Source organism: Aliiglaciecola lipolytica (assembly GCF_018860635.1).
Classification (GTDB): domain Bacteria; phylum Pseudomonadota; class Gammaproteobacteria; order Enterobacterales; family Alteromonadaceae; genus Aliiglaciecola; species Aliiglaciecola lipolytica_A.
The window spans coordinates 91,226-111,386 of the sequence record NZ_JAHKPT010000017.1; the positions used below are offsets into that span (position 1 = coordinate 91,226).

Sequence of the window (20,161 nt, forward strand, 5' to 3'; positions counted from 1 at the left end):
AATATCGCACAATGGCACGGCGCTAAAACACCCACCTACAAGAGACATTGCTCCCGTAGCATGGCCTTTAGGCCATGGGAGATCGCACAATTGCACGGGGTTAAAACACCCGCCTACAAGAGACATTCCCCGTAGCACGGCCTTAAGGCCATGGAATATCGCACAATTGCGCGGGGTTAAAACACCCGCCTACAACAGATATTGCATTTTTGAGATTGGTACTGAAATTATTCCGGTTTGCGGAATTTAATCGTCCAGCGGTCGGTATTACCGGTTACTGATTTTGCACCTACTTCATATTCTAGTTCATCGTCTTCGCGGTAGTGAAGGTCGCTGTAATCAACAAATTCAAACCCAGCTTCGATAATTTCTTTGATGGCTAAAACTGGGTCAACACGTCTACCATTTGAACTGTTTGCTGGCTCCATGTGTCGTGCAGTATGATCGACAACCGCATAAATACCACCTGGCTTCAGTGCTTCAAATGCGGCAACGTTCATAGCTTTACGGCCTTCTTCAGAGAAGTTGTGGTAGTTTCTGAAGGTTAATACCATATCGAGATCTTTCACGCCGAACGAATCTAAATCTAATGAATAGAACCGTGCCCCGTCTTTACGATACAGTTTTGCTTCTTCAGCGACAATGTTCATTTTGTCGAAACCAGGCTGATTACTAAGGGACTCTTTAATATTGCCAGTCCCAATCGCAGCATAATATTCGCCTTTGTCACGCACTACTGGCGCAAGTATTTTTGTATACCAACCGCCGCCAGGCAACAATTCAAGAATACGCATATCAGCTTCAAGACCGAAAAATTCCAATGTTTCAACAGGCTTTCTGTTGCGGTCCCGTTCCTTCTCTGCCTCAGTTCTGACATCTGATGCCATAGCTGACTTAATTAAATCACCAACTTCGTGATGCGCTGCCATAGAAGGTAGGCTTGCAGTTAACCCAAGGGTGGTAAGCAAAGCAATAGCTGTTGAACGTAATTTCATTCTTTTCTCCATGTATATGTTTGATTACTTAGTGGTTTACGGTTTTATTGTTACTTATAATTAGAGACCCGAGCATAACCAAATTTCATTCCAGAAGATTGAAAAAGATGCCCGAGATTACTGTTTATGTACAAAAACTTCCCCGTTTTTCATAACAAAATCGATATCTTGCATCTCTTTTATGTCATTTAACGGATCACCATGTACGGCAACCATATCAGCAAACTTACCTGCTTCTATCGTGCCTAAGGTGTCTAATTCATTGAGCAACTTCGCGCCATGATAGGTCGCGCTTCGAATTACTTCTATGGGCTTCATTCCAGCATCGACCATAAGCACAAACTCAAGTCCATTATCACCATGGGCCGAAACCCCAGAGTCTGTTCCAAAAGCAATGTTGACCCCTGATTTATATGCGTTTGCAAGGGTTGCCTTAATTAGTGGACCTATTTTAGCGGCTTTAGGACGCACTAAATCAGGAAAGAAACCGTCAATTTTGGCTTTTTCTGCCACCCAATTTCCAGCCATAATAGTAGGTACATAATAAATATCGTGTTTCTTCATCAGTTTGAAGATTTCTTTATCCATGTAAGTACCGTGCTCGATGGACGAAACACCGGCCAAAATAGCGCGGCGCATACCTTCTTTGCCGTGGGCATGCACGGCGACTGTCATGCCATAGTCTTTTGCGGTGTCGACAATTGCTTGTAGTTCATCATCCATAAATTGTGGGTTTTGGCCACTTTTAGCCACTGATAAAACGCCACCGGTGGCAGTAATCTTAATCAAGTCTGCACCGTCTTTATAGCGCTGTCTAACCGCTTTTCTGGCTTCTGCTACACCATTGATAACACCTTCTTCTGGGCCTAGATCGCGGCGAATTATTTTTGCTTGCCCATTGGTCGAATCGGCGTGTCCACCAGTAGTGGCAATCGACTGACCTGCGGTGAATATTCTTGGACCGGGGACTTTGCCACTATCGATAGCTTTACGCAGTGCTATGGTTTCATTGTAGCCGTCTCCTAAATTACGCACGGTAGTAAAACCTGCATCTAGGGTTTTCTTGGCATTGACCACGGCTTTAATCGCAAAATCTGCTTCATTTAAAACAAAGGGTTCCATGTAGGTACTAGGGCCTTCAAATTGACTGCTGATATGGGTATGCATGTCCATCAAGCCGGGCATTAGCGTGTACTCTGAAAGATCTATGATTTCATCATTATCACCTGCTGGGGTGAAGCCTTTTTCGATGCGGCTAATTTTATTGCCCTCAACAATCACTGATACTTTGTTTTGAACGTCGTTATTATCCGCAGCAATCAGCTTGCCAGCATGAATAATGGTTGCGGCATGGCTAACGTTCACTATCGCGGTGGTAATAAGTAGAAAAGATGTTTTTAAAAATAAAGATTTACGGCTAATCATCAAGGAGTCCCTGCCAATATTGTAAGAGTTATCAACATTAGGTTAATTTGTTTAGCAGGTCAAAAATAGCGTCTTAAACAACTGTAAACTTTTGTTTAAAATGTGCCTAAAGTAAAGGTGTATTCGCCGCTGCTAAGTTGCAATTGTTGCTTGCCATCTATGGCCACTTCTTCGGCTATTTCGATAAGTTGGTAATATACGTTTTGATGTAGGCGAGCCCAAAGGTTACGTCTTACTTTGACATAAGGAAGCATTGCTTGAGTCGTTGCGTCTTGGCGTATTTCAACTGGGTTGTCGGTGCTGACCACAAAACTATCGTCAGTTTGTGTGCTAAAGGTGAGTAAATCGTCTTGTTTGTCCCACTGAGTGATAATGAAGGGCACGTCATCGACTTTAATGCGTACTTTTTCCACGGGCGTGACCAAGAAATATTCGTCTTGGTCTTTGCGTAAAACACTAGCAAACAATTTCACTAGTGGTTTACGTCCAATGGGCGTGCCCATATAAAACCAGCTTCCATCATGCTTGATGTGAATATCAATATCACCACAAAAATCTGGATTCCACTTTTCTACTGGCGGTATTTTGCCCTGCTGCTGAGCAAGTTGGCTTTGTAGCTTAGATAAGTCCATTAGATACTAGCCTTAATCATCCTAGTGGAATTGCTGTTATTGCAACGCATCTCTGACTTCGCGCAATTTTGCTTTGATGCGACGCATGTTTTCTGGCCCTGTGCGCAGCAGTTGCTTCTGCACGGCGGTTAAACTTTCTAAACGGTCATCGGCAAACTTGTACATCACACTATCAGTATAAACTTCGATGGGCACAGGAACTTCTGGGGTATCCAGCAGATGATTGATTGCATCCATTAATACAAAGGTAAAGTCGTCATCAGGATCGCCAATTTCAGCGTAAATATCTGTAATTGACGGTTTATAGGTTTCGTATAGTGATATCAACGAATCTGTATCCATAGAATCTAAGGTTTCTACATAGGGCGTGTACCGTTTGAAACTGGCTGCATCGATAAAACTTTTATCAGATTGCTCATACACCCGAAACTTTTGTTCCGGCGGCACTATTACTTGATGATTAGTCGCAATATTATGATTGGCAGCGTTTTCGGTCATAACCACAAAACGTCTAAGCAAGTCATCATTTACCAGTAAACTCGCCGCAGCTTCATAATTGGCTAAACTAATAATCGATGTTTTAACCGCTGCATCGCTGGTATCGAGTGGCTCTGGAATCGGTTCAGGTGGCGGTAAATCCACAAGCACAGGTTCTTCTTCGATCATTTCAGCTTCGTCTTCTACAGCGTACTCGTCGAATTGCTGTTGCTCATTTTCGTCAATGATTGGATCTGGAATGGGAGCTTCAATTATCGGCTCAGGGACTTCTTCGGTTTCATTACTGCCGCTTAAAGCAAAATAACCTATGACTGCAACACAGATCACAATCACAGCTAGAATAATGTGCGGCTTAATGGATTTGGGGTTTGATTCGTCAGTCATTTTCTTTCCTAAATTACACGCAACTAGATAATATTATGACAAGCTAGGAAGCAAATCGTTGAATTTTTTTAATAATAGTCTGTAAATTGTTTATCTATTTCAGCCAATTTGTTCAGCGGCTAAAGTAATTGCCTTCCTTTTAAGTGGCAGACATTTACTAAAAAATACAGATAAAGATAAACACTTCTTAGATACTACTACTTCCAAATCTCATGTCACTATTTGTTTCTACTATTTTGATTGGGATATAACAATCAAAAACAAGGGCTTGTTGTTCAATCAATTGTAGAGTCGACTGAGCGTTATTCGCGACTATGAACTAAATCTGCTGATTAAACGTAAATATCCTAAACCACGCTAGAGTTGTCATTAGTCGAGAAGTGCAGATGAAATTCGAATATCAACAATTGATAAGCCAAAACCAAAGTATAGATGAACTTGAATTACAATCGTTTGAAATGAGTATTTATTTACTTAAATTACGGATTGGTAATGAGCAAGGCATGTTATACAACGGCAACGAATTAATGCGTTTTAATAGCACTCAACAAGTTCGCGAGGCTTTTGCAGATATTGATGTGTTGCAGGCAGTTATGGTGCATGACTCGCCTTATGACGAAATGATCGGTAATCCAGCTAAAACAGGCGCGAGTTTAAAACTGCCATTTTCTTTGCAACAACCCCTCTAAAGGATTGAATAATTAAAATCACCCACCATACTAGAGGTGCCGGTTAATAATGACAATATTGTCTAGATTGGTGTTATTAAACACAAGCTTAACGTTACCCAAGAGGCAAGTTTTTCATGCAATTTCTACATACTATGGTGCGAGTCGCAGACTTAGATGCATCTTTAAAATTCTATTGTGAGCAATTAGGTTTGCAAGAAAGCAAGCGAATCGAAAATGAGAAAGGTCGGTTTACTTTGGTTTATTTAGCCGCTCCCGAAGACGCAGAGCGTGCAGAGAAAGATGACGCTCCTTTAGTGGAACTGACTTATAATTGGGATCCAGAAACTTACACTGGTGGCAGAAACTTTGGACACCTAGCGTTTTTGGTTGATGACATTTATGGTTTATGTCAGAAACTAAGTGATGCCGGTGTGGTTATCAATCGTCCGCCTAGAGACGGTCATATGGCCTTTGTGCGTTCACCGGATAATATTTCCATTGAATTACTGCAACGAGGTAAGGCTCTTGCCCCTCAAGAGCCTTGGGCATCGATGGAAAATACCGGCGAGTGGTAATTATTCGTTAACAAAGCGTTCCCTGTAGGCGGGTGCTTTAGGCCCGCTTGCACAATGAACCTTTCCATGGCCTAAAGGCCAGGTTACAAAACCAAGGGGGCTTACGATCCGGTAAAATGTCTAGTAATTCTATGGCTGAGATAAACTATCGCTTATAGCTAGTGTATAATCCGATTTTTACGATTTAGCCCTAAAACACCAGTTTTAGGCATCAACACTTTATTTGGAGATCGGGTTGAACAAGCAGTCATTAATTCTACTGAAAAATGCCAACCTTTTTGCCCCCCAAGCCCTTGGAATTCGGCATCTTTTAGTTGGTGGTGGACGGATTTTACAGATTTTCGATAGTCTGCCTAAGCTTGATTCTCAACTTGATGTTCAGCAGCTCGATTTGCAAGGAGCGACTGTCATTCCAGGCTTAATAGATGCGCACACTCACATTACCGGTGGTGGCGGTGAAGCTGGATTTGCCACCCGTGTGCCACCGGTTCCTCTGAGCCAATTTACCCGCGCAGGTGTTACTACGGCCGTTGGACTCTTAGGTACTGATGATACAACGCGCAGCACTGAGTCTTTGGTTGCTCAGGTGTACGGTCTGCGTGAGGAAGGTTTATCTGCTTATTGTTACACTGGGGGCTATCATTTACCGCCCACTACCTTAACCGGTTCCATTAAAACCGATATCGTGTTTGTTGATCCCATAGTGGCGGTGGGTGAATTAGCCATCAGCGACCATCGCTCTAGTCAACCAACCCTTAATGAACTGTTAAAAGTCGCTTCTGAAGCCCATGTGGCAAGATTAATGACTGGTAAGGCCGGTACTGTGCATTTGCATTTAGGTGACGGCGAACGTGGCTTGAGTTTGGTACGAGAAGCGTTATCAGGCTCAGAAATACCGGCCAGAACATTTAATCCAACCCATGTAAATCGACAGCGGTTTTTGTTTGAAGAGGCTTGTGAGCTAACCAAACAAGGTTGTTGGATTGACGTAACTGCATTTGAAACCGATGGTGAGGGTTATGAACCTGCGGACGCGCTAAGTCGATATCTCGCCAGTGACTTTCCAAACGACAAACTCACCATTAGTTCTGACGGCGGTGGCTGTTTACCGTGTTTTGATAAACAAGGACATTTAACCAAAATGGACTTCGCCAACTCAGAATCGATGACCCAAGTGCTATATGAACTGCTCGATAATGGTGTGCCGCTGCAAGACTGCCTGCCATTTTTCAGCTCAAATGTGGCTTCTTTGATGAATTTTCATAAAAAAGGCAAGATACACGCTGGGTTTGACGCAGATCTTGTTATACTTGACGATTCGTCCCGCATCAGCCATGTCATGGCACTTGGTGTGTGGCACATTTTTGATAAATCTTTTGTAAAAAAAGGTACGTTTGAGGATTGAATATGCCGTCTCCTAATATTGAAGGGCAGCAACGTGGTTATGTAATCCCCATCGGCGGCGCCGAAGAGAAAATAGATAACCCTGAAATACTGACAAAATTTGTTGAGCTCGCTGGGGGTGCAGATGCAGTGATCTGCGTGATTCCAACGGCTTCTCAACTAGATGATACCGGCGAACGATATGAAAACTTATTTCACCAACTAGGTGCGGGTAAAACTATTTCATTACCTATTCGCGAGCGCGCTGATGCGCAAAACCCTGATTATGTTGAACAACTTTTAAAATGCACGGCTGTGTTTATCACCGGCGGCAATCAATTGCGTTTGTCGACCATATTAGGTGGTACTCCCATTGCTAAGACGATTCGTCAAATTAATGCCAAAGGTGTGCATGTAGCTGGCACCTCTGCGGGTGCGGCAATAGTGTCACAACACATGATTACCGGTGGCAGTACTGGTATTGTGCCCACTGAAGATGGGGTGAATTTAGCGCCTGGTATGGGCTTGATCAACACGGTAGTGGTGGATCAACACTTTAATGAACGCAATCGTTTATCGCGTTTGCTAAGTGCTGTTTCCTATAATCCGTTTTTAGTGGGTATTGGATTAGACGAAGATACCGCCGCATTTATTGATGAGAATAATGAATTTACAGTGGTAGGCAGTGGTGCAATAACCGTTGTTGACCCTGCGGATATCGAATATTCGTCAATGGCTGAAGCACGCAGAGGTGATGCTTTGACCTTACTTAATTTAAAGGTGCATATCCTCGCATCGGGCAGTCGTTACAATATCAGTACGCGCCAAGCATTCGCTTAATCCTCCATTTATGCTGAATATAAAAACAGTGGCGAATACCACTGTTTTTATATAGCCTAGTTACTACAATTCTATAAGCTAAAACATCCTTATCTTAAGTCCGTTACTTGTAGTATTGTTTTCACTCTCCTTTCATCAATGTGATTCACGTTTAGCGTGTTGTTAATAGTTTTAGAGCAACTTACACAAGGAAGCCCAAATATATGAAGATCCTCAGTAGAAACGTTTATGTCGGCCCAAATGTTTACGCTAATTTTCCTGTTATTCGATATCAAATCGATTTAGGCGAGTTGGAGAATTGGCCTTCAGTAAAATTAGGTGAGGATTTCATCAATGGCTTAATCAATGCGATTCCAAGTTTGCACAGCCACGGTTGTTCTTACCAGGAAGAAGGTGGTTTTATCCGTCGTTTGCGCGATGACGAAGGCACTTGGATGGGACATATTTGGGAACACGTCGCCCTTGAGTTACAAAACTTAGCGGGATCTCCTGTGGGCTTTGGTCGCACTCGTAGTTTAGATAAACCCGGTTGCTACAACGTTGTGTATCAATACAAACAACAAGACGTTGGTTTAGAGGCTGGCTCTTTGGGTATGCGACTACTTACTCACCTTTTACCTAAAAATGTACAGTCTGCGATTGATGCCGATATTGATGATGATTTTGATTTCAGCCAAGAGCTTCAAGATTTCGTGCGTATGGCACAGAAGAAAGAATTTGGTCCTAGTACCGGTAGTTTGGTTAAAGCTGCCGAAGAGCGTGATATTCCTTGGTTACGTTTAAACAATTACAGCTTAGTGCAATTTGGTCACGGCAAATATCAAAAGCGTATTCAAGCTACTATCACCAGTGAAACAAAACATATCGCCGTTGAAATTTCTTGCGACAAAGAAGACACCCACAATCTTTTAAATGACTTAGGTCTGCCTGTACCTCAACAGTTGATGATTTATAGTGAACGACAAGCGGTGCGTGCGGCCAACCGAATTGGTTTCCCTGTGGTGATTAAGCCGCTTAATGCTAATCATGGCAGAGGCGTCAGCATCAACCTCACTAGCGATGAGGAAGTGGTAACCGCATTTAATGAAGCCCAGAAATTTGGTACTAGCCGAGCAGTGCTGGTGGAAAGTTATTTAACTGGTTTTGATCACCGTATGTTGGTGGTGAATGACGAGTTAGTGGCGGTGGCTAAACGGGTTCCAGGTCATGTGGTGGGAGATGGCAGCAGCACGATTGAAGAGCTGGTGGATATTGTGAACAAAGATCCCCGTCGCGGTATAGGTCATGAAAAAGTTTTGACCCGATTAGAATTGGATAATCAAGCTGAACGTTTATTAGCGGAAGCCGGATATGACAAAAATACGGTGTTGCAAGAAGGGCAGGAATTTTACTTACGCTCAACGGCAAATCTATCTACCGGCGGCACAGCCATCGATGTCACAGATTCTGTGCACCCAGACAACCGAGATATGGCAGTACGGGCGATAAAAGCCATCGGCTTAGATATTGGTGGTGTTGATTTCCTTACTGATGATATCAGTAAATCATATAAAGAAATTGGCGGCGGCATTTGTGAATGTAACGCCGCGCCTGGCTTCAGAATGCATGTTGCTCCTAGTGAAGGCACGCCTAGGGATGTGTCTGGTAAAGTGATGGATATGTTGTTTCCTCCTGGTGCCCATTCAAGCATACCAATTGCCGCAATTACCGGAACTAACGGTAAAACCACCACTTCTCGCATGTTAGCTAGCATAATGAAGAGTGTTGGTTATACCACAGGAATGACCTCGACAGATGGGGTGTATATTGACGGTCATTTAACCGTAAAAGGGGATATGACAGGTCCCACCTCAGCACAAATTGTGTTGCGCGACCCTAGTGTTGATTTCGCGATAATGGAAACCGCGCGAGGGGGCATACTCAAACGTGGTCTTGGTTACAGCGAATGTGATGTGGGTGCTTGTTTGAATATCAGCGCCGACCACTTAGGTCAGCGGGGTATAGACACATTAGAGCAGCTTGCCCAGATTAAGCGTGTGGTTGTGGAAGTGGCAAAAGACTGTGTGGTACTTAACGCAGATGATAGACACTGTTTAGAAATGGCAGACTTTTGTACCGCGAAGCGCATTTGTTATGTGACCACTGATTCTGGCCATGGTTTGGTGCGGGAGCATATCCGCAGTGGTGGTTTGGCTGTGGTTTTGGAAAAAGGTATTAATGGTGACATGATCACCATTTACGATAAGGGCTCACATATCCCGCTGTTATGGACTCACCTTATTCCTGCGACCATTGAAGGCAAAGCAATGCATAACGTGCAAAATGCTATGTTCGCGACTGCAATGGCATATTGTTTTAACACTTCACTGGAAGATATTCGCCAAGGGTTACGTATCTTCAATACCTCATTCTATCAAGCGCCTGGCCGTCTCAATATTTATGACGAACATCCGTTTAAAGTGATTTTGGACTACGCGCACAATCCTGCGGCGATTCAAACTATCACCGATTTAGCGATGCGCTTAGATGTCACCGGAAAACGTCGATTGGTTATTGCAATGCCGGGTGATAGACGGGATGAAGACGTGATTGAAGCGGCCACTATTACAGCCAAAGGTTTCGATGCTATCGTTTGTAAAGCGGACGATGATCGTCGTGGCCGAGGTCATGATGAAATACCAGAGTTGTTGCGCAAAACCTATTTAGAACAGGGATTGTCTGACGACGATATACAAGTGATTCCGTCTGAAAAAGACGCTATCGATAAGGCTTTAGCTGATTGTCAAAAAGGCGATTTGTTGATTATTCTTGGCGACAACATTACCCGTTGCTGGAAACAAATTGTGCATTTCCAAGCGGATCGTGACTTGACCCAAAAAGATGAAGTGCCCTCTCGTGACTATCCGGAAAAACTGTTTGAACCTGTCGAACACAAATTTGAACTCGATGCTGGTCAAACCCTCGTTCAAGATGAAAGAGGTGTGCGCTTAGTCGTTGAACGTGATGAAGATTCAGATTAATGCGTTTAGAGCTAGATGAAGTCAGACGACTGACCGGTCCCAACTTATTGTGGGATAAACCTGGGGCTATCTTAGACGTTTTTATCGACGACATTGATAGTCATCTTGTTATCAACACTTGGCAGAGTTGGGTCGATAAGTTGTTGCCGCAAATAAACTGGCAGCAGACCTATACATTTCGGCTTTACACCGGCGGTGCGAGTATGGCACTTAGCGCCCCTATGGATGCACTTTATACTGCATGTGACCTAGCTGAGCTTGCTTGGGAGTTAACCGTTTCACAACTTTGTCAGCAACCAGAAATTGATTTGCCTAGTCGAGTTAAACAATTGCAAATTACGCTTAATCAGGAGCAAAATTCTGAGTTGTTAAATCTCATGGCTCAAGCCCATGCTCATAATGTTACTGCTATTAGTGATGACGACGAATTTAGTCTAGGCACTGGGCCAACGGTTGACGTTTGGCCGATTGCTGAACTGCCGCAAAGCGCAACGTTGGATTGGCAACAATACAAAGATATTCCCCGTGCATTTATCACCGGCACCAATGGCAAATCAACGAGTGTACGATTGGCTAGCGAGATCGCTAAAGCGGCGGGAATTTGTGCCGGTGTGACTTCCACTGACTTTATCAAAGTGGGTGATGAAATTATTGATAAAGGTGATTATTCGGGCCCTGGTGGAGCAAGAATGCTGTTGCGAGACAAACGCACTGAGATGGCCTTTTTAGAAGTAGCTAGGGGCGGTATTTTACGCCGCGGGATCCCAATCGATAATGTGGATGCCGCGCTTATTACCAATGTTGCCAGTGACCATCTTGGACAATACGGTATTAATACGGTTGAAGAATTGGCCGAAGTAAAGTTTGTGGTGGCGAAAGGCTTAGATAATTCTGGGACTTTAGTTCTCAATGCTGATAATAAATTGGTGGTTGAGCAAGCTAAGCAGGTTAGTTGTCGAATTTGTTGGTTCAGTGAAGATGCAAAACACCCTCTGATTCTGCAAAGTCAGCAGGCTGGTTTGCCTTGTGTATTTGTCGATAATGAGCAATTTGTGTATATGCAAGCCGATGGAACGCCTGTCCCTATTGCAGAGGTAAAGTCAATTCCAATGACTATGCAAGGGGCTGCTCAGCACAATATCCAAAACGCCTTGGGGGTGATTGGTCTGAGTATGGCTTTACACATTCCACTGCAAGCCATCAAGCAAGGTTTAATGCGCTTTGGTAGCTCAGCCAAGGATAATCCTGGACGGGGCAATTTATATACATATAACGGCTCAACAGTAATGGTCGATTTTGCGCATAATGCGCATAGTGTTAAAGCCATGATTAACACGGCAAAACACATCCCTGCAAAGCGCTATATTGTTATGTTCAGTAACGCTGGCGATAGAGCTGATGCGGATATTAAAGAGCTTAGCGATGAAATTTATAAATTGCAGGCCGACCGTTACATAGTCGCAGAATTAGAGCGATATTTACGGGGCAGGCAACCAAAAGAGCTGCTCGATCTCGTTGCTAAACATTTGCAGCAAAAAGGTGTTGATGAATCAATAATTGACTGCGTTGATTCACCTTTGGCTGGGGCTAAACTGGCACTGCAGATATCATCACCTGGTGATGTGGTTGTGTTGTTTTGTCTTGACCAACGTGAACAGATAGATCAATTACTGCAGAAAAATACTAGTTAACAGTTTTCAACTGAATTGGAAAAACAGATTTAGTCCCCATTTCATCTTCTACTCATAAGTGCACTCCCCTTAATAGTGCAGATTAAACTCTTATTATGAATTGGAGTAAAAGTTGAAATGGAACAGTCTTTCAATGAAGCGTTATTAAAGTTGTGTATGTTGCTCTATCGTATAGATGGCAAAATCACCCTATCTGAACAAGATTATTACGACTCTATATTTCACCACATTAACTGGCAAGGTGAGGAGGATATGGAAGAGTTCCAGCGCCAATCCATTCATCAAGTCAGAGAGGTCGTAGAAAATGGCGAAGCAAAACAATTTGTTATGTCATTGAAGGACCCCTTATCCTTTAATGCTAAAAAGGCCTTAGCGCTCGCTCAAGGTATATGCCTTATCGATGGTGAAATTGCAGATCAGGAACAAGAGATTCTTGATTATCTTAAACTGAGAGTATTAGCCAAATTTTTGGATAAAAACGATATTAATTAAAGGTCAGAGTAGTTAATCGAGATATTAGGTATATCCTTAAAATGTTGGCATCAATGGTAAAAAATAAATATACTCGACTAACGGGTATAAAATTAACCGCATAGGCGTAATTGTGCATAGAATGTTTGAGGCCCACGGTACGTTAGATTTGTTCGTCAAAGATCGAATCTTACGACTAGAGGGAACTGGTCCTTGGAATCTTGAATCACTAGATGAATCTGGTGAGGAAGCTGATCCAATGATCGAACTGCTTGCTCAGGAACCTTGGGCGGTTCTTGTCATTATGCACGGCGAATGTATCTATGTGCACGCCGCAGGGCAACGCTTATCGGAGATTGTACGAGCTGAAAAGCAGCGGAATAGAATCGCCACTGCAATTTTAGTTAATGATTGTGATTCACCCAATTTCGCCAAACAACATATTGGTGAGATTTATCAAAACGCTGGGGAACATTATGAGTTTTTTGATGATGTTGATACCGCAGAAATTTGGTTAAAACAACAGTTAGCTAAGGCTGCTAAAGATTAACCCTCCTATTTTTCCATAACTTATAACCCCAATGCCTTGTTTAGTTTGTGAATTGTCGTAATCTACGAATAATTATTTAAGTAGAGAAAACTGATGCATGAGTTTGAGTGGCAGCGTGCTGTTATAAAAGTCGGTAGCGCATTGATTGCGCCTGATGGTCAGCATTGCAGTGGACGTTATTTATTGGCAATCGCGCGTTTTATTACCGCAAGCCGAGAACAGGGCAAAGAAGTTATTTTGGTTTCTTCTGGCAGTGTTGCTGCTGGTCGCGGCAGTATTCCTATTCATCATCCCCCGTCTATTGCTGAAAAACAGGCAATGGCATCCATCGGGCAAATGCAGATGATGTCTAACTGGTCGCGCTTTTTTGATTTTCCCTGTGCCCAGTTATTGTTAACTTACGACGACTTACATAGCCGAACTCGCTATGTAAATATAAAAAATACATTACGCGAGTTGTTGAATCATCAAGCTTTGCCGATTGTGAACGAAAATGACACAGTGGCAGTGAATGAGCTCAAAGTAGGTGATAACGATAATTTAGGGGCTTATACAGCACTTATCGCCCAAGCGGACACTTTGATTATCTGTTCAGACGTTGACGGCCTATATGATCAAGATCCCCGTGCAAACCCTGATGCTAAATTGATATCAGAAGTACCTTGTATCGATGATAATACGTTTGCTTTAGCTGGTGGCGCGGGCACAAAAATGGGCACAGGTGGAATGATAACCAAACTCCAGGCTGCTCAAAAGTGCACACAAAGTGGTATTCAAACCCTAATAGTTAACGGTCAAAAAGGCGAAGTGTTTGATCAACTATTAGACGGAAAGATCCAAGGTACACGTTTTATTCCTGTTGCAAGTCGGGAAAATGCGCGGCGTCAATGGTTAAAACATACCTTAAAAAGTGGTGGCAAAATTGTCATTGACTCGGGCGCTAAAACGGCCATTCTTAACAAAGGAGCTTCCTTGTTGCCTAGTGGCATCGTCGACGTGATTGGTCAGTTCAGTTCCGGCGATGCAGTAACCATCGAGTATCAAAATAACGCACTTGCCAAGGGTTTGGCATTGTATAATTCATCTGATTTGAACAGTATAAAAGGGATGCGAAGCAGCAAAATCGAAAGTGTTCTAGGTTATACTTTTGGCGAAGCTGTGGTGCACAGAGATGATATGGTTCTGTTATAAAAAGTGAGTAAATTTATATGACATTTTCAATCGCTGCAGCAGCAGTGGCAGCAAAAAAAGCAGCACGAGCTTATTCGTCTTTAGGAAGTCAGGCAAAAAATGCCCTGCTGACAGAAATAGCCGATCAACTGATTGTGCAAAAAGAGCAGATTTTAAGTGCTAACCAAAAAGATCTGGATGCAGCCCAGGAAAATCAAATCGATGCATCTATGCAAGATCGCTTACGCTTAACCGAAGAGCGGCTGGAAGCCATTCGCAGCGCGGTACTTGAAATCGTTCAACAAGCTGATCCTGTGGGGGAAATTAGCCATGTCCAACAACGTCCAAGTGGAATTCGCGTCGGTAAAATGCGTATCCCTTTGGGTGTAATAGCAATGATTTATGAGTCTCGTCCGAATGTGACAATTGATGCCGCGGCATTGTGTCTTAAGGCCGGTAATGGGGTGATATTACGTGGTGGTAAAGAAGCGATTCATTCAAATCTGGCATTGGCAAAATGCATTCAGGTGGCGTTAGAAAAACATCAATTAGACCCGAATGTGGTGGTGGTTGTCCCCAATACCGACCGCAGTGTAATGAATGAATTGATGACGTTAAATGATTCTATCGATTTGATTATTCCCCGAGGCGGAGAAGGTTTAATCCGTTTTGTTACTGAAAATAGTCGTATTCCGGTTATTCAACACTTTAAAGGTGTTTGTCATTTATATATTGATAAACAAGCAGATTTAAACAAAGGTTTATCGCTTCTCGAAAATGGCAAAACCCAGCGCACTAGCGTGTGCAATTCCCTAGAAACCTTACTGGTGCACCAATCTGTCGCCGACACCTTTTTACCAATGGCCGCCAAAATGTTGTCTGAGCATAAAGTGAAAGTGCATGCCTGTGAAAATAGCATCGGTTATTTTAAAGATGCCGAAGCAGCCACTGTGGATGATTGGCATGCCGAGTATTTAGCGCTGGAGATTGCAGTGCGCGTAGTGGAAGATTTTGATAAAGCGATTGAGCATATAGGTTTATACGGTTCTGGGCACACTGAAGTGATAGTGACCCAAGATTATTCTGCGGCCAATGAGTTTATTCGGATTGTCGACTCAGCTGTTGTTATGGCCAATGCGTCTTCACGCTTTTCAGATGGTGGTGAATTAGGTTTAGGCGCGGAAATTGGTATTTCTACCAGTAAATTGCATGCTTATGGACCAATGGGGGCCGAATCCTTAACCACTGAAAAGTTTGTGGTTTATGGTGACGGTGAAATCCGCGGTTAATATAGCGTTTTTGAGTATCTAGCATGCACAGGAACTCACCTGAAACTTGGATGTTTGTGCTATTCATTATTGCCATTGTAGTAGTCCCAATCCTAGTAGGATTGGGATTCTTCAAACTCTATCGACTGCTAAAACCTTTTCCTGAAACGCGGCAACAACCTACATCTTTTACCTTTGATGCGCCGTGTGATGGCTTTTTCAAATGCACTTTTGTAGGGTGGTTAATTTGCGCGCCGCTTTTCTATTTAGTCTATTCCTATTTATAGCCTTGGCTTACTCTTAATGGCTACTTTGCGGCATTTCGATGCCACTGGTTTCTTGCAGCATTGCATGGAAAAAACTAATCGCATTGAGATAATCTTGCACTGGTAGTTGTTCATTTATGCCGTGAAAGCGTGTTAAACCTTCTGGATTTAAGCGCACCATCATAAAACGATAAACGTTATCTGACAGACTTGTGAAATAGCGTGAGTCTGTACCGCCAACGACTAAATAGGGCGCCACTAGTACATCGTTATCGAGCTGACGTATATGCTTTTCGATTAACTTAAAACCAACGCTATCTGTGGGTGAAACCCCTGAAGGGTTAATGCCCATAAAGTCGCTAATCAATACGCGTTCGTCATCAATGGCACTGATAACATGTTGTTTAACACTTTCAATGCTATCTCCAGGCAGTATTCGAAAATTAATCACTGCTGACGCTTGAGAGGGCAGAATATTAGATTTGGAGCTGCCGCTGGCCATGGTTGCTGCAATAGTTGTGCGGATGCTTGCGGCACTTGATGGTGTTTTTAGCATTACATTGCTTACAACAGGTTCTAATAACCACAAATTAGCCATAGGTAAACGACTGCTCAGTGGTGCGTGCGTAGCAACCGCATCAAAGGTCATTTTGCTAAATGTTAAATCGGTATCAAATTGGGCATTTTCGACTTTGACAATGGCTTCACTCAATATACCTAATGCTGTGTGTTCTGGTGGTTGCGAAGAATGCCCACCTTCGGAATTGACGGTTAGTCTGAGGTTTACAAATCCCTTTTCGGCAACGCCAACAATTGCTACAGGTTGTTCTATGCCCGGCATGATACCGTCGGTAATGGCGCCCCCTTCATCTAACACAAATTCAAACTCTACACCTTGTTGTTGTAAATATTCTGCAATTTTTACAGCGCCTTGACTGCCACCTATTTCTTCATCATGACCAAATGCTAAATAGATCCCTCGTTTAAAAGGCTTATTTTGTTGCAATAACAGTTCAATTGATTCCAGCAACGCAAATACCGTTACTTTGTCGTCTATGGTGCCTCTTCCCCATATAATATCGTCCACTACTGCGCCGCTAAAAGGCGGTTGTTGCCATTTATCTAGGGTTGCATCGTCTACTGGAACTACATCCATATGGCCCATAAATAGAGCTGGTTTGAGAGAGTTGTCTGTGCCAGGAAAATAATATAACAGGCTATGTTCACTAAATGTTTTTTGTTGGGAAGCTTGATGCACAAGTGGGTAACTTTGTTTGATGTGCTGCCTAAATTCAATGAAAGGCTGAGGATTAAATTGTGCTGGATCGTCGTGGGATATTGTTTTTATTTGGATGCCTTTGGCAAATCTCGCAACAGCGGCATCTGTATCTAAGGGTAACTCTTGTTTCGATTGTTTAATTTGTAGTTGGTTATCTTCAAATACAGTTTCTGAACGAATCCATAAAGTCACAGCGAGGATTACTAAAAGTAATACTAACAAACCTAACAACTTTTTCATTTTTTCAATTCCCTTTGTCAATTTAAACAATATTTCTAAACAGAATACTCTTTATTAGTCGCTTTGAAAACGTTTTGCTACTATGCCTACCTAGTCATTTTGCATGAGAGCCTTTGAGTGTCAAATATTCAACTTTTTATTAGCTGCACTTTAATTTGGGGCTCAACTTGGATAGCAATTACCTTTCAATTAGGTGAAGTAGACCCTGTATTGTCGGTCGCGTATCGATTTACTATCGCTTCTATTTTACTTGGGTGTGTGTGTTGGTTTAAAAAGCTGTCACTGAAATTACCCATGCATATCCATATAAAGATGGCCGCAGTGGGATTAAGCCTTTACACCCTCGACTACAGCTTTTTATATGAAAGTCAGAAATATTTAGTGAGCGCAGTGGTTGCGCTTATGAGTTCATGCATTATTTATATTAATGTCATTATGCGTCGTCTATTTTTAAAAAAGCCAATACGTTTAGAGGTAGTGCTTGGCGCAACTTTTGGCTTGCTGGGAATGGCGATGATTTTTGTGCCGCAATTTGAACATGCACAGACTCATATGTTTTTATCCCTTGGGATTACGCTGGCTTGTATTGCCTTTGTTTGCGCTGCATTTGGTAACGTGATTTCGGAACGCATACTTGACCATGGCACCCCAGTACTGCAAATGAATTTTTGGGCAATGACTTATGCGTTGGTGTTTTTGTATGGCTACGCTTTTTTAAATGGCGCTGAATTAGTCTTTCCTAGCTCAGTTGATTATTACCTTTCGCTTTTATTTCTAGCGGTGTTCGGCTCAGTCTTAGCATTTGGAGCATATATGAAGCTGGTACAGCAAATTGGCTCAGATAAGGCCGCTTATGTGGTGTTAATGTATCCTTTGGTCGCGTTGTTTATTTCCACTTTATTTGAAGGCTATCAGTGGCGATTGCCTGCTTTGATTGGTGTACTTGTGGTGTTACTGGGGAACGCTATAGCCATGGGGAAAGTGCCGCTGAGCATAGCCGCATTTAAGGCTCGTCAGATTAAAGATTAGGCATAAACAAACATAGCGCAGCCACTAACAAGATGAACTGCGCAGGTATTTGTGTTTTCAAAGGGAATTAATCTTTTTATTGAGCTCATAGGCGGGCTCTGTGACGATTTTTTCGAGCACTTGTATACGTTCTTTTAAGTCTTTAATTTCTTGATCTTTATGGTTGATAGTTGTTTTAAATTGCTGTTCTTTTGAGGTTTTAAATGGATTTTGTGTATCTCCATTGAACCAATCAATGAGTTTCCAGTTATGTTTGGTATCTAACCAAGCCGCAGCTAAATATAAGGTTATACTGCCTAAGACCAGCAATGTGATTGTTAATCCGCTCATGTTCTTTTCCTATTGTTAGTGGGTAATGATTTGTTCAGTTTGACCGTTGCGATATGTAAACTTCCATCGCTTTGGCTAACATTTTAACGCTGTTTTATTCACCGTTTAATGCTTTAGTCTTGGGCTTTTAAAAAACATTACAGATATTTGTAATATTTTTTGAAAGCGACACACTAATACATTAGTTTTTAAATATTTAGGTTGCAGGAATTACCGTTGAGCAAGGATTTTAATGCCATTGTTGCTGAATATGGGCCGCTACTGAGCCGAGTCGCATCAAGCTATGAGGCCAACCAACACTTGCAACAAGAGTTATTGCAAGAAATCAGCTTAGCGGTGTGGCAATCCTTGAAAGCCTTTAAGGGAAATAGCAGCCTTAAAACCTACATATTACGTGTTGCTCACAATAAAGCGGTAACCCACGTTGCTTATCACGCTAAACAACCTTTTAGTGAAAGTTATTGTGAGATCGAAAGCCCCCATTCTACCAATAACACCTCTCCTGAATCCCAATTAGCCGAGCAATCCAAAGTCACTCTATTGCTCAAGGCCGTACGCAAATTACCCATGCAATCAAGACAAATAGTCACAATGTCAATGGAGGGGTTGGGGTACCAAGAAATTGCTGAGGTATGTGGCATAAGTCCAGTCAATGTGGGGGTTATTCTCAATCGCGCCAAAAAATCCTTAATGGAGACAATCAATCATGAATAATGACGACTTTGATTTAGACAAAATCTGGCAGCAACAAGATGTGGTTAAAGTCGACACGCAATCACTAAAACGACAGTGGTGGTTGATGAGAATGAAGCAATATCTGTATATTTTAATGGATGCGCTGGCGACAATCGCTGTGCCAATCGCGTTCTTCTTTTTTCCCAGAAAAATGTCTACCTTCGAAACAATTTGGATTTGGAGTATCTTTCTATTTATTTTTGTTTGGTTCTTTTATCTTGTATGGCTGCGACGCTTCTCTCTGGGCTTTAAATCTGAATCTGCAACAACCTCAGAGTTTATTGAGCGGGTAAAACTGCAATATCGGCAAAATATTAAAATTGCTTATGTCAACAAAGTACTTTGTTACTTCACGCCATTGTTCTTTATAAGTTATTTGCTAATCGCGTATTTTGGCGATTTCGTTGATCAACAAGAATTACTGCGAAAAGCAAAGTTAATGCTGATTCTGAACCTTGTTTGTATGCCATTGATATGGGTATGGATGCACAAAAGAGAGCTTAAGTTTAAACGTCTGTTGGTTGAGTTTGAATCTCAATGGACGAATCATTGAGGGAATTGATTTAATCTTACTCTTCCTTGGTTAACCTTGAGATCAATATGCTAAAAGTGATTCATTGATGCAATTGTCTAGTCGAACGGCGCTGACAAGAGCCCCTTTGCTAATCATCTGTTAAATCCTTTGATTACCTATAAGTTGTGAAAAATC

19 protein-coding genes are annotated in these 20,161 nt (G+C 42.4%); 13 read left to right on the forward strand and 6 right to left on the reverse strand.

The features are described from left to right. Positions 1-227: 227 nt before the first annotated feature. From KO530_RS07230 to KO530_RS07245, 4 genes are all read right to left on the reverse strand, one after another. Complete coding sequence (locus KO530_RS07230) at positions 228-995, reverse strand: class I SAM-dependent methyltransferase (RefSeq protein WP_216047744.1); 768 nt, start codon at positions 993-995, stop codon at positions 228-230. A gap of 117 nt (positions 996-1,112) precedes the next feature. Continuing rightward, complete coding sequence (locus tag KO530_RS07235) at positions 1,113-2,420, reverse strand: metal-dependent hydrolase family protein (RefSeq protein WP_216047745.1); 1,308 nt, start codon at positions 2,418-2,420, stop codon at positions 1,113-1,115. 95 nt (positions 2,421-2,515) lie between these two features. Then, on the reverse strand, positions 2,516-3,052 hold the full coding sequence (locus tag KO530_RS07240) for a DUF1285 domain-containing protein (protein WP_216047746.1): 537 nt from the start codon (positions 3,050-3,052) through the stop codon (positions 2,516-2,518). Positions 3,053-3,088: 36 nt separating this feature from the next. After that, positions 3,089-3,934 carry a DUF3014 domain-containing protein gene (locus KO530_RS07245; protein ID WP_216047747.1) on the reverse strand — a complete coding sequence of 282 codons (846 nt, stop codon included), beginning with the start codon at positions 3,932-3,934 and terminating at the stop codon, positions 3,089-3,091. A gap of 386 nt (positions 3,935-4,320) precedes the next feature. On the opposite strand from KO530_RS07245, the gene KO530_RS07250 reads away from it, so the two are divergent. The 10 genes from KO530_RS07250 (at position 4,321) to KO530_RS07295 (ending at position 15,594) form a co-directional block, all read left to right on the forward strand. Next, complete coding sequence (locus KO530_RS07250; protein ID WP_216047748.1) at positions 4,321-4,623, forward strand: DUF6482 family protein; 303 nt, start codon at positions 4,321-4,323, stop codon at positions 4,621-4,623. A 116-nt stretch (positions 4,624-4,739) separates the two neighbouring features. Beyond that, complete coding sequence (locus KO530_RS07255) at positions 4,740-5,180, forward strand: VOC family protein (protein WP_216047749.1); 441 nt, start codon at positions 4,740-4,742, stop codon at positions 5,178-5,180. Between the two features lie 235 nt (positions 5,181-5,415). After that, on the forward strand, positions 5,416-6,585 hold the full coding sequence (iadA, locus tag KO530_RS07260) for a beta-aspartyl-peptidase (RefSeq protein WP_216047750.1): 1,170 nt from the start codon (positions 5,416-5,418) through the stop codon (positions 6,583-6,585). Between the two features lie 2 nt (positions 6,586-6,587). Next, complete coding sequence (locus tag KO530_RS07265; protein WP_216047751.1) at positions 6,588-7,403, forward strand: cyanophycinase; 816 nt, start codon at positions 6,588-6,590, stop codon at positions 7,401-7,403. Positions 7,404-7,606: 203 nt separating this feature from the next. Next, positions 7,607-10,423: a cyanophycin synthetase gene (cphA, locus tag KO530_RS07270; RefSeq protein ID WP_216047752.1), complete on the forward strand. Its 2,817-nt coding sequence runs from the start codon at positions 7,607-7,609 to the stop codon at positions 10,421-10,423. Then, a complete protein-coding gene (locus KO530_RS07275; RefSeq protein WP_216047753.1) occupies positions 10,423-12,114 on the forward strand; it encodes a Mur ligase family protein in 1,692 nt (563 codons plus the stop codon). Before cphA ends, KO530_RS07275 begins: the two co-directional genes overlap by 1 nt. A gap of 117 nt (positions 12,115-12,231) precedes the next feature. Then, positions 12,232-12,606 carry a TerB family tellurite resistance protein gene (locus KO530_RS07280; protein ID WP_216047754.1) on the forward strand — a complete coding sequence of 125 codons (375 nt, stop codon included), beginning with the start codon at positions 12,232-12,234 and terminating at the stop codon, positions 12,604-12,606. Positions 12,607-12,718: 112 nt separating this feature from the next. Further along, a complete protein-coding gene (locus KO530_RS07285) occupies positions 12,719-13,135 on the forward strand; it encodes a hypothetical protein (protein ID WP_216047755.1) in 417 nt (138 codons plus the stop codon). 93 nt (positions 13,136-13,228) lie between these two features. Further along, positions 13,229-14,326: a glutamate 5-kinase gene (gene proB / locus KO530_RS07290; RefSeq protein ID WP_216047756.1), complete on the forward strand. Its 1,098-nt coding sequence runs from the start codon at positions 13,229-13,231 to the stop codon at positions 14,324-14,326. Between the two features lie 17 nt (positions 14,327-14,343). Continuing rightward, complete coding sequence (locus tag KO530_RS07295) at positions 14,344-15,594, forward strand: glutamate-5-semialdehyde dehydrogenase (RefSeq protein ID WP_216047757.1); 1,251 nt, start codon at positions 14,344-14,346, stop codon at positions 15,592-15,594. Positions 15,595-15,873: 279 nt separating this feature from the next. On the opposite strand, the gene KO530_RS07300 is transcribed toward KO530_RS07295, so the two are convergent. Next, the gene (locus tag KO530_RS07300) at positions 15,874-17,358 is read right to left on the reverse strand and encodes a M20 family peptidase (RefSeq protein ID WP_216047758.1); all 1,485 of its coding nucleotides are present in this window, start codon (positions 17,356-17,358) and stop codon (positions 15,874-15,876) included. 117 nt (positions 17,359-17,475) lie between these two features. On the opposite strand from KO530_RS07300, the gene KO530_RS07305 reads away from it, so the two are divergent. Then, complete coding sequence (locus KO530_RS07305) at positions 17,476-18,387, forward strand: DMT family transporter (RefSeq protein ID WP_216047759.1); 912 nt, start codon at positions 17,476-17,478, stop codon at positions 18,385-18,387. A 57-nt stretch (positions 18,388-18,444) separates the two neighbouring features. Here KO530_RS07305 and KO530_RS07310 read toward each other — a convergent pair whose 3' ends face one another. After that, positions 18,445-18,717 (reverse strand): hypothetical protein, encoded by a 273-nt coding sequence (locus tag KO530_RS07310; RefSeq protein ID WP_216047760.1) that lies wholly within the window; start codon positions 18,715-18,717, stop codon positions 18,445-18,447. Between the two features lie 216 nt (positions 18,718-18,933). On the opposite strand from KO530_RS07310, the gene KO530_RS07315 reads away from it, so the two are divergent. Then, positions 18,934-19,431, forward strand: coding sequence for an RNA polymerase sigma factor (locus tag KO530_RS07315; protein ID WP_216047761.1), 498 nt, complete (start codon positions 18,934-18,936; stop codon positions 19,429-19,431). After that, positions 19,424-20,005 (forward strand): hypothetical protein, encoded by a 582-nt coding sequence (locus tag KO530_RS07320; RefSeq protein WP_216047762.1) that lies wholly within the window; start codon positions 19,424-19,426, stop codon positions 20,003-20,005. Before KO530_RS07315 ends, KO530_RS07320 begins: the two co-directional genes overlap by 8 nt. The last annotated feature ends 156 nt before the right edge of the window (positions 20,006-20,161 follow it).

What these genes read in the sequence shown, in the direction of transcription:
- KO530_RS07230 (WP_216047744.1), bottom strand. Translation starts at nt 995, where the DNA reads ATGAAATTACGTTCAACAGCTATTGCTTTGCTTACCACCCTTGGGTTA.
- KO530_RS07235 (WP_216047745.1), bottom strand. Translation starts at nt 2,420, where the DNA reads ATGATTAGCCGTAAATCTTTATTTTTAAAAACATCTTTTCTACTTATT.
- KO530_RS07240 (WP_216047746.1), bottom strand. Translation starts at nt 3,052, where the DNA reads ATGGACTTATCTAAGCTACAAAGCCAACTTGCTCAGCAGCAGGGCAAA.
- KO530_RS07245 (WP_216047747.1), bottom strand. Translation starts at nt 3,934, where the DNA reads ATGACTGACGAATCAAACCCCAAATCCATTAAGCCGCACATTATTCTA.
- KO530_RS07250 (WP_216047748.1), top strand. Translation starts at nt 4,321, where the DNA reads ATGAAATTCGAATATCAACAATTGATAAGCCAAAACCAAAGTATAGAT.
- KO530_RS07255 (WP_216047749.1), top strand. Translation starts at nt 4,740, where the DNA reads ATGCAATTTCTACATACTATGGTGCGAGTCGCAGACTTAGATGCATCT.
- KO530_RS07265 (WP_216047751.1), top strand. Translation starts at nt 6,588, where the DNA reads ATGCCGTCTCCTAATATTGAAGGGCAGCAACGTGGTTATGTAATCCCC.
- cphA (WP_216047752.1), top strand. Translation starts at nt 7,607, where the DNA reads ATGAAGATCCTCAGTAGAAACGTTTATGTCGGCCCAAATGTTTACGCT.
- KO530_RS07275 (WP_216047753.1), top strand. Translation starts at nt 10,423, where the DNA reads ATGCGTTTAGAGCTAGATGAAGTCAGACGACTGACCGGTCCCAACTTA.
- KO530_RS07280 (WP_216047754.1), top strand. Translation starts at nt 12,232, where the DNA reads ATGGAACAGTCTTTCAATGAAGCGTTATTAAAGTTGTGTATGTTGCTC.
- proB (WP_216047756.1), top strand. Translation starts at nt 13,229, where the DNA reads ATGCATGAGTTTGAGTGGCAGCGTGCTGTTATAAAAGTCGGTAGCGCA.
- KO530_RS07295 (WP_216047757.1), top strand. Translation starts at nt 14,344, where the DNA reads ATGACATTTTCAATCGCTGCAGCAGCAGTGGCAGCAAAAAAAGCAGCA.
- KO530_RS07300 (WP_216047758.1), bottom strand. Translation starts at nt 17,358, where the DNA reads ATGAAAAAGTTGTTAGGTTTGTTAGTATTACTTTTAGTAATCCTCGCT.
- KO530_RS07310 (WP_216047760.1), bottom strand. Translation starts at nt 18,717, where the DNA reads ATGAGCGGATTAACAATCACATTGCTGGTCTTAGGCAGTATAACCTTA.
- KO530_RS07320 (WP_216047762.1), top strand. Translation starts at nt 19,424, where the DNA reads ATGAATAATGACGACTTTGATTTAGACAAAATCTGGCAGCAACAAGAT.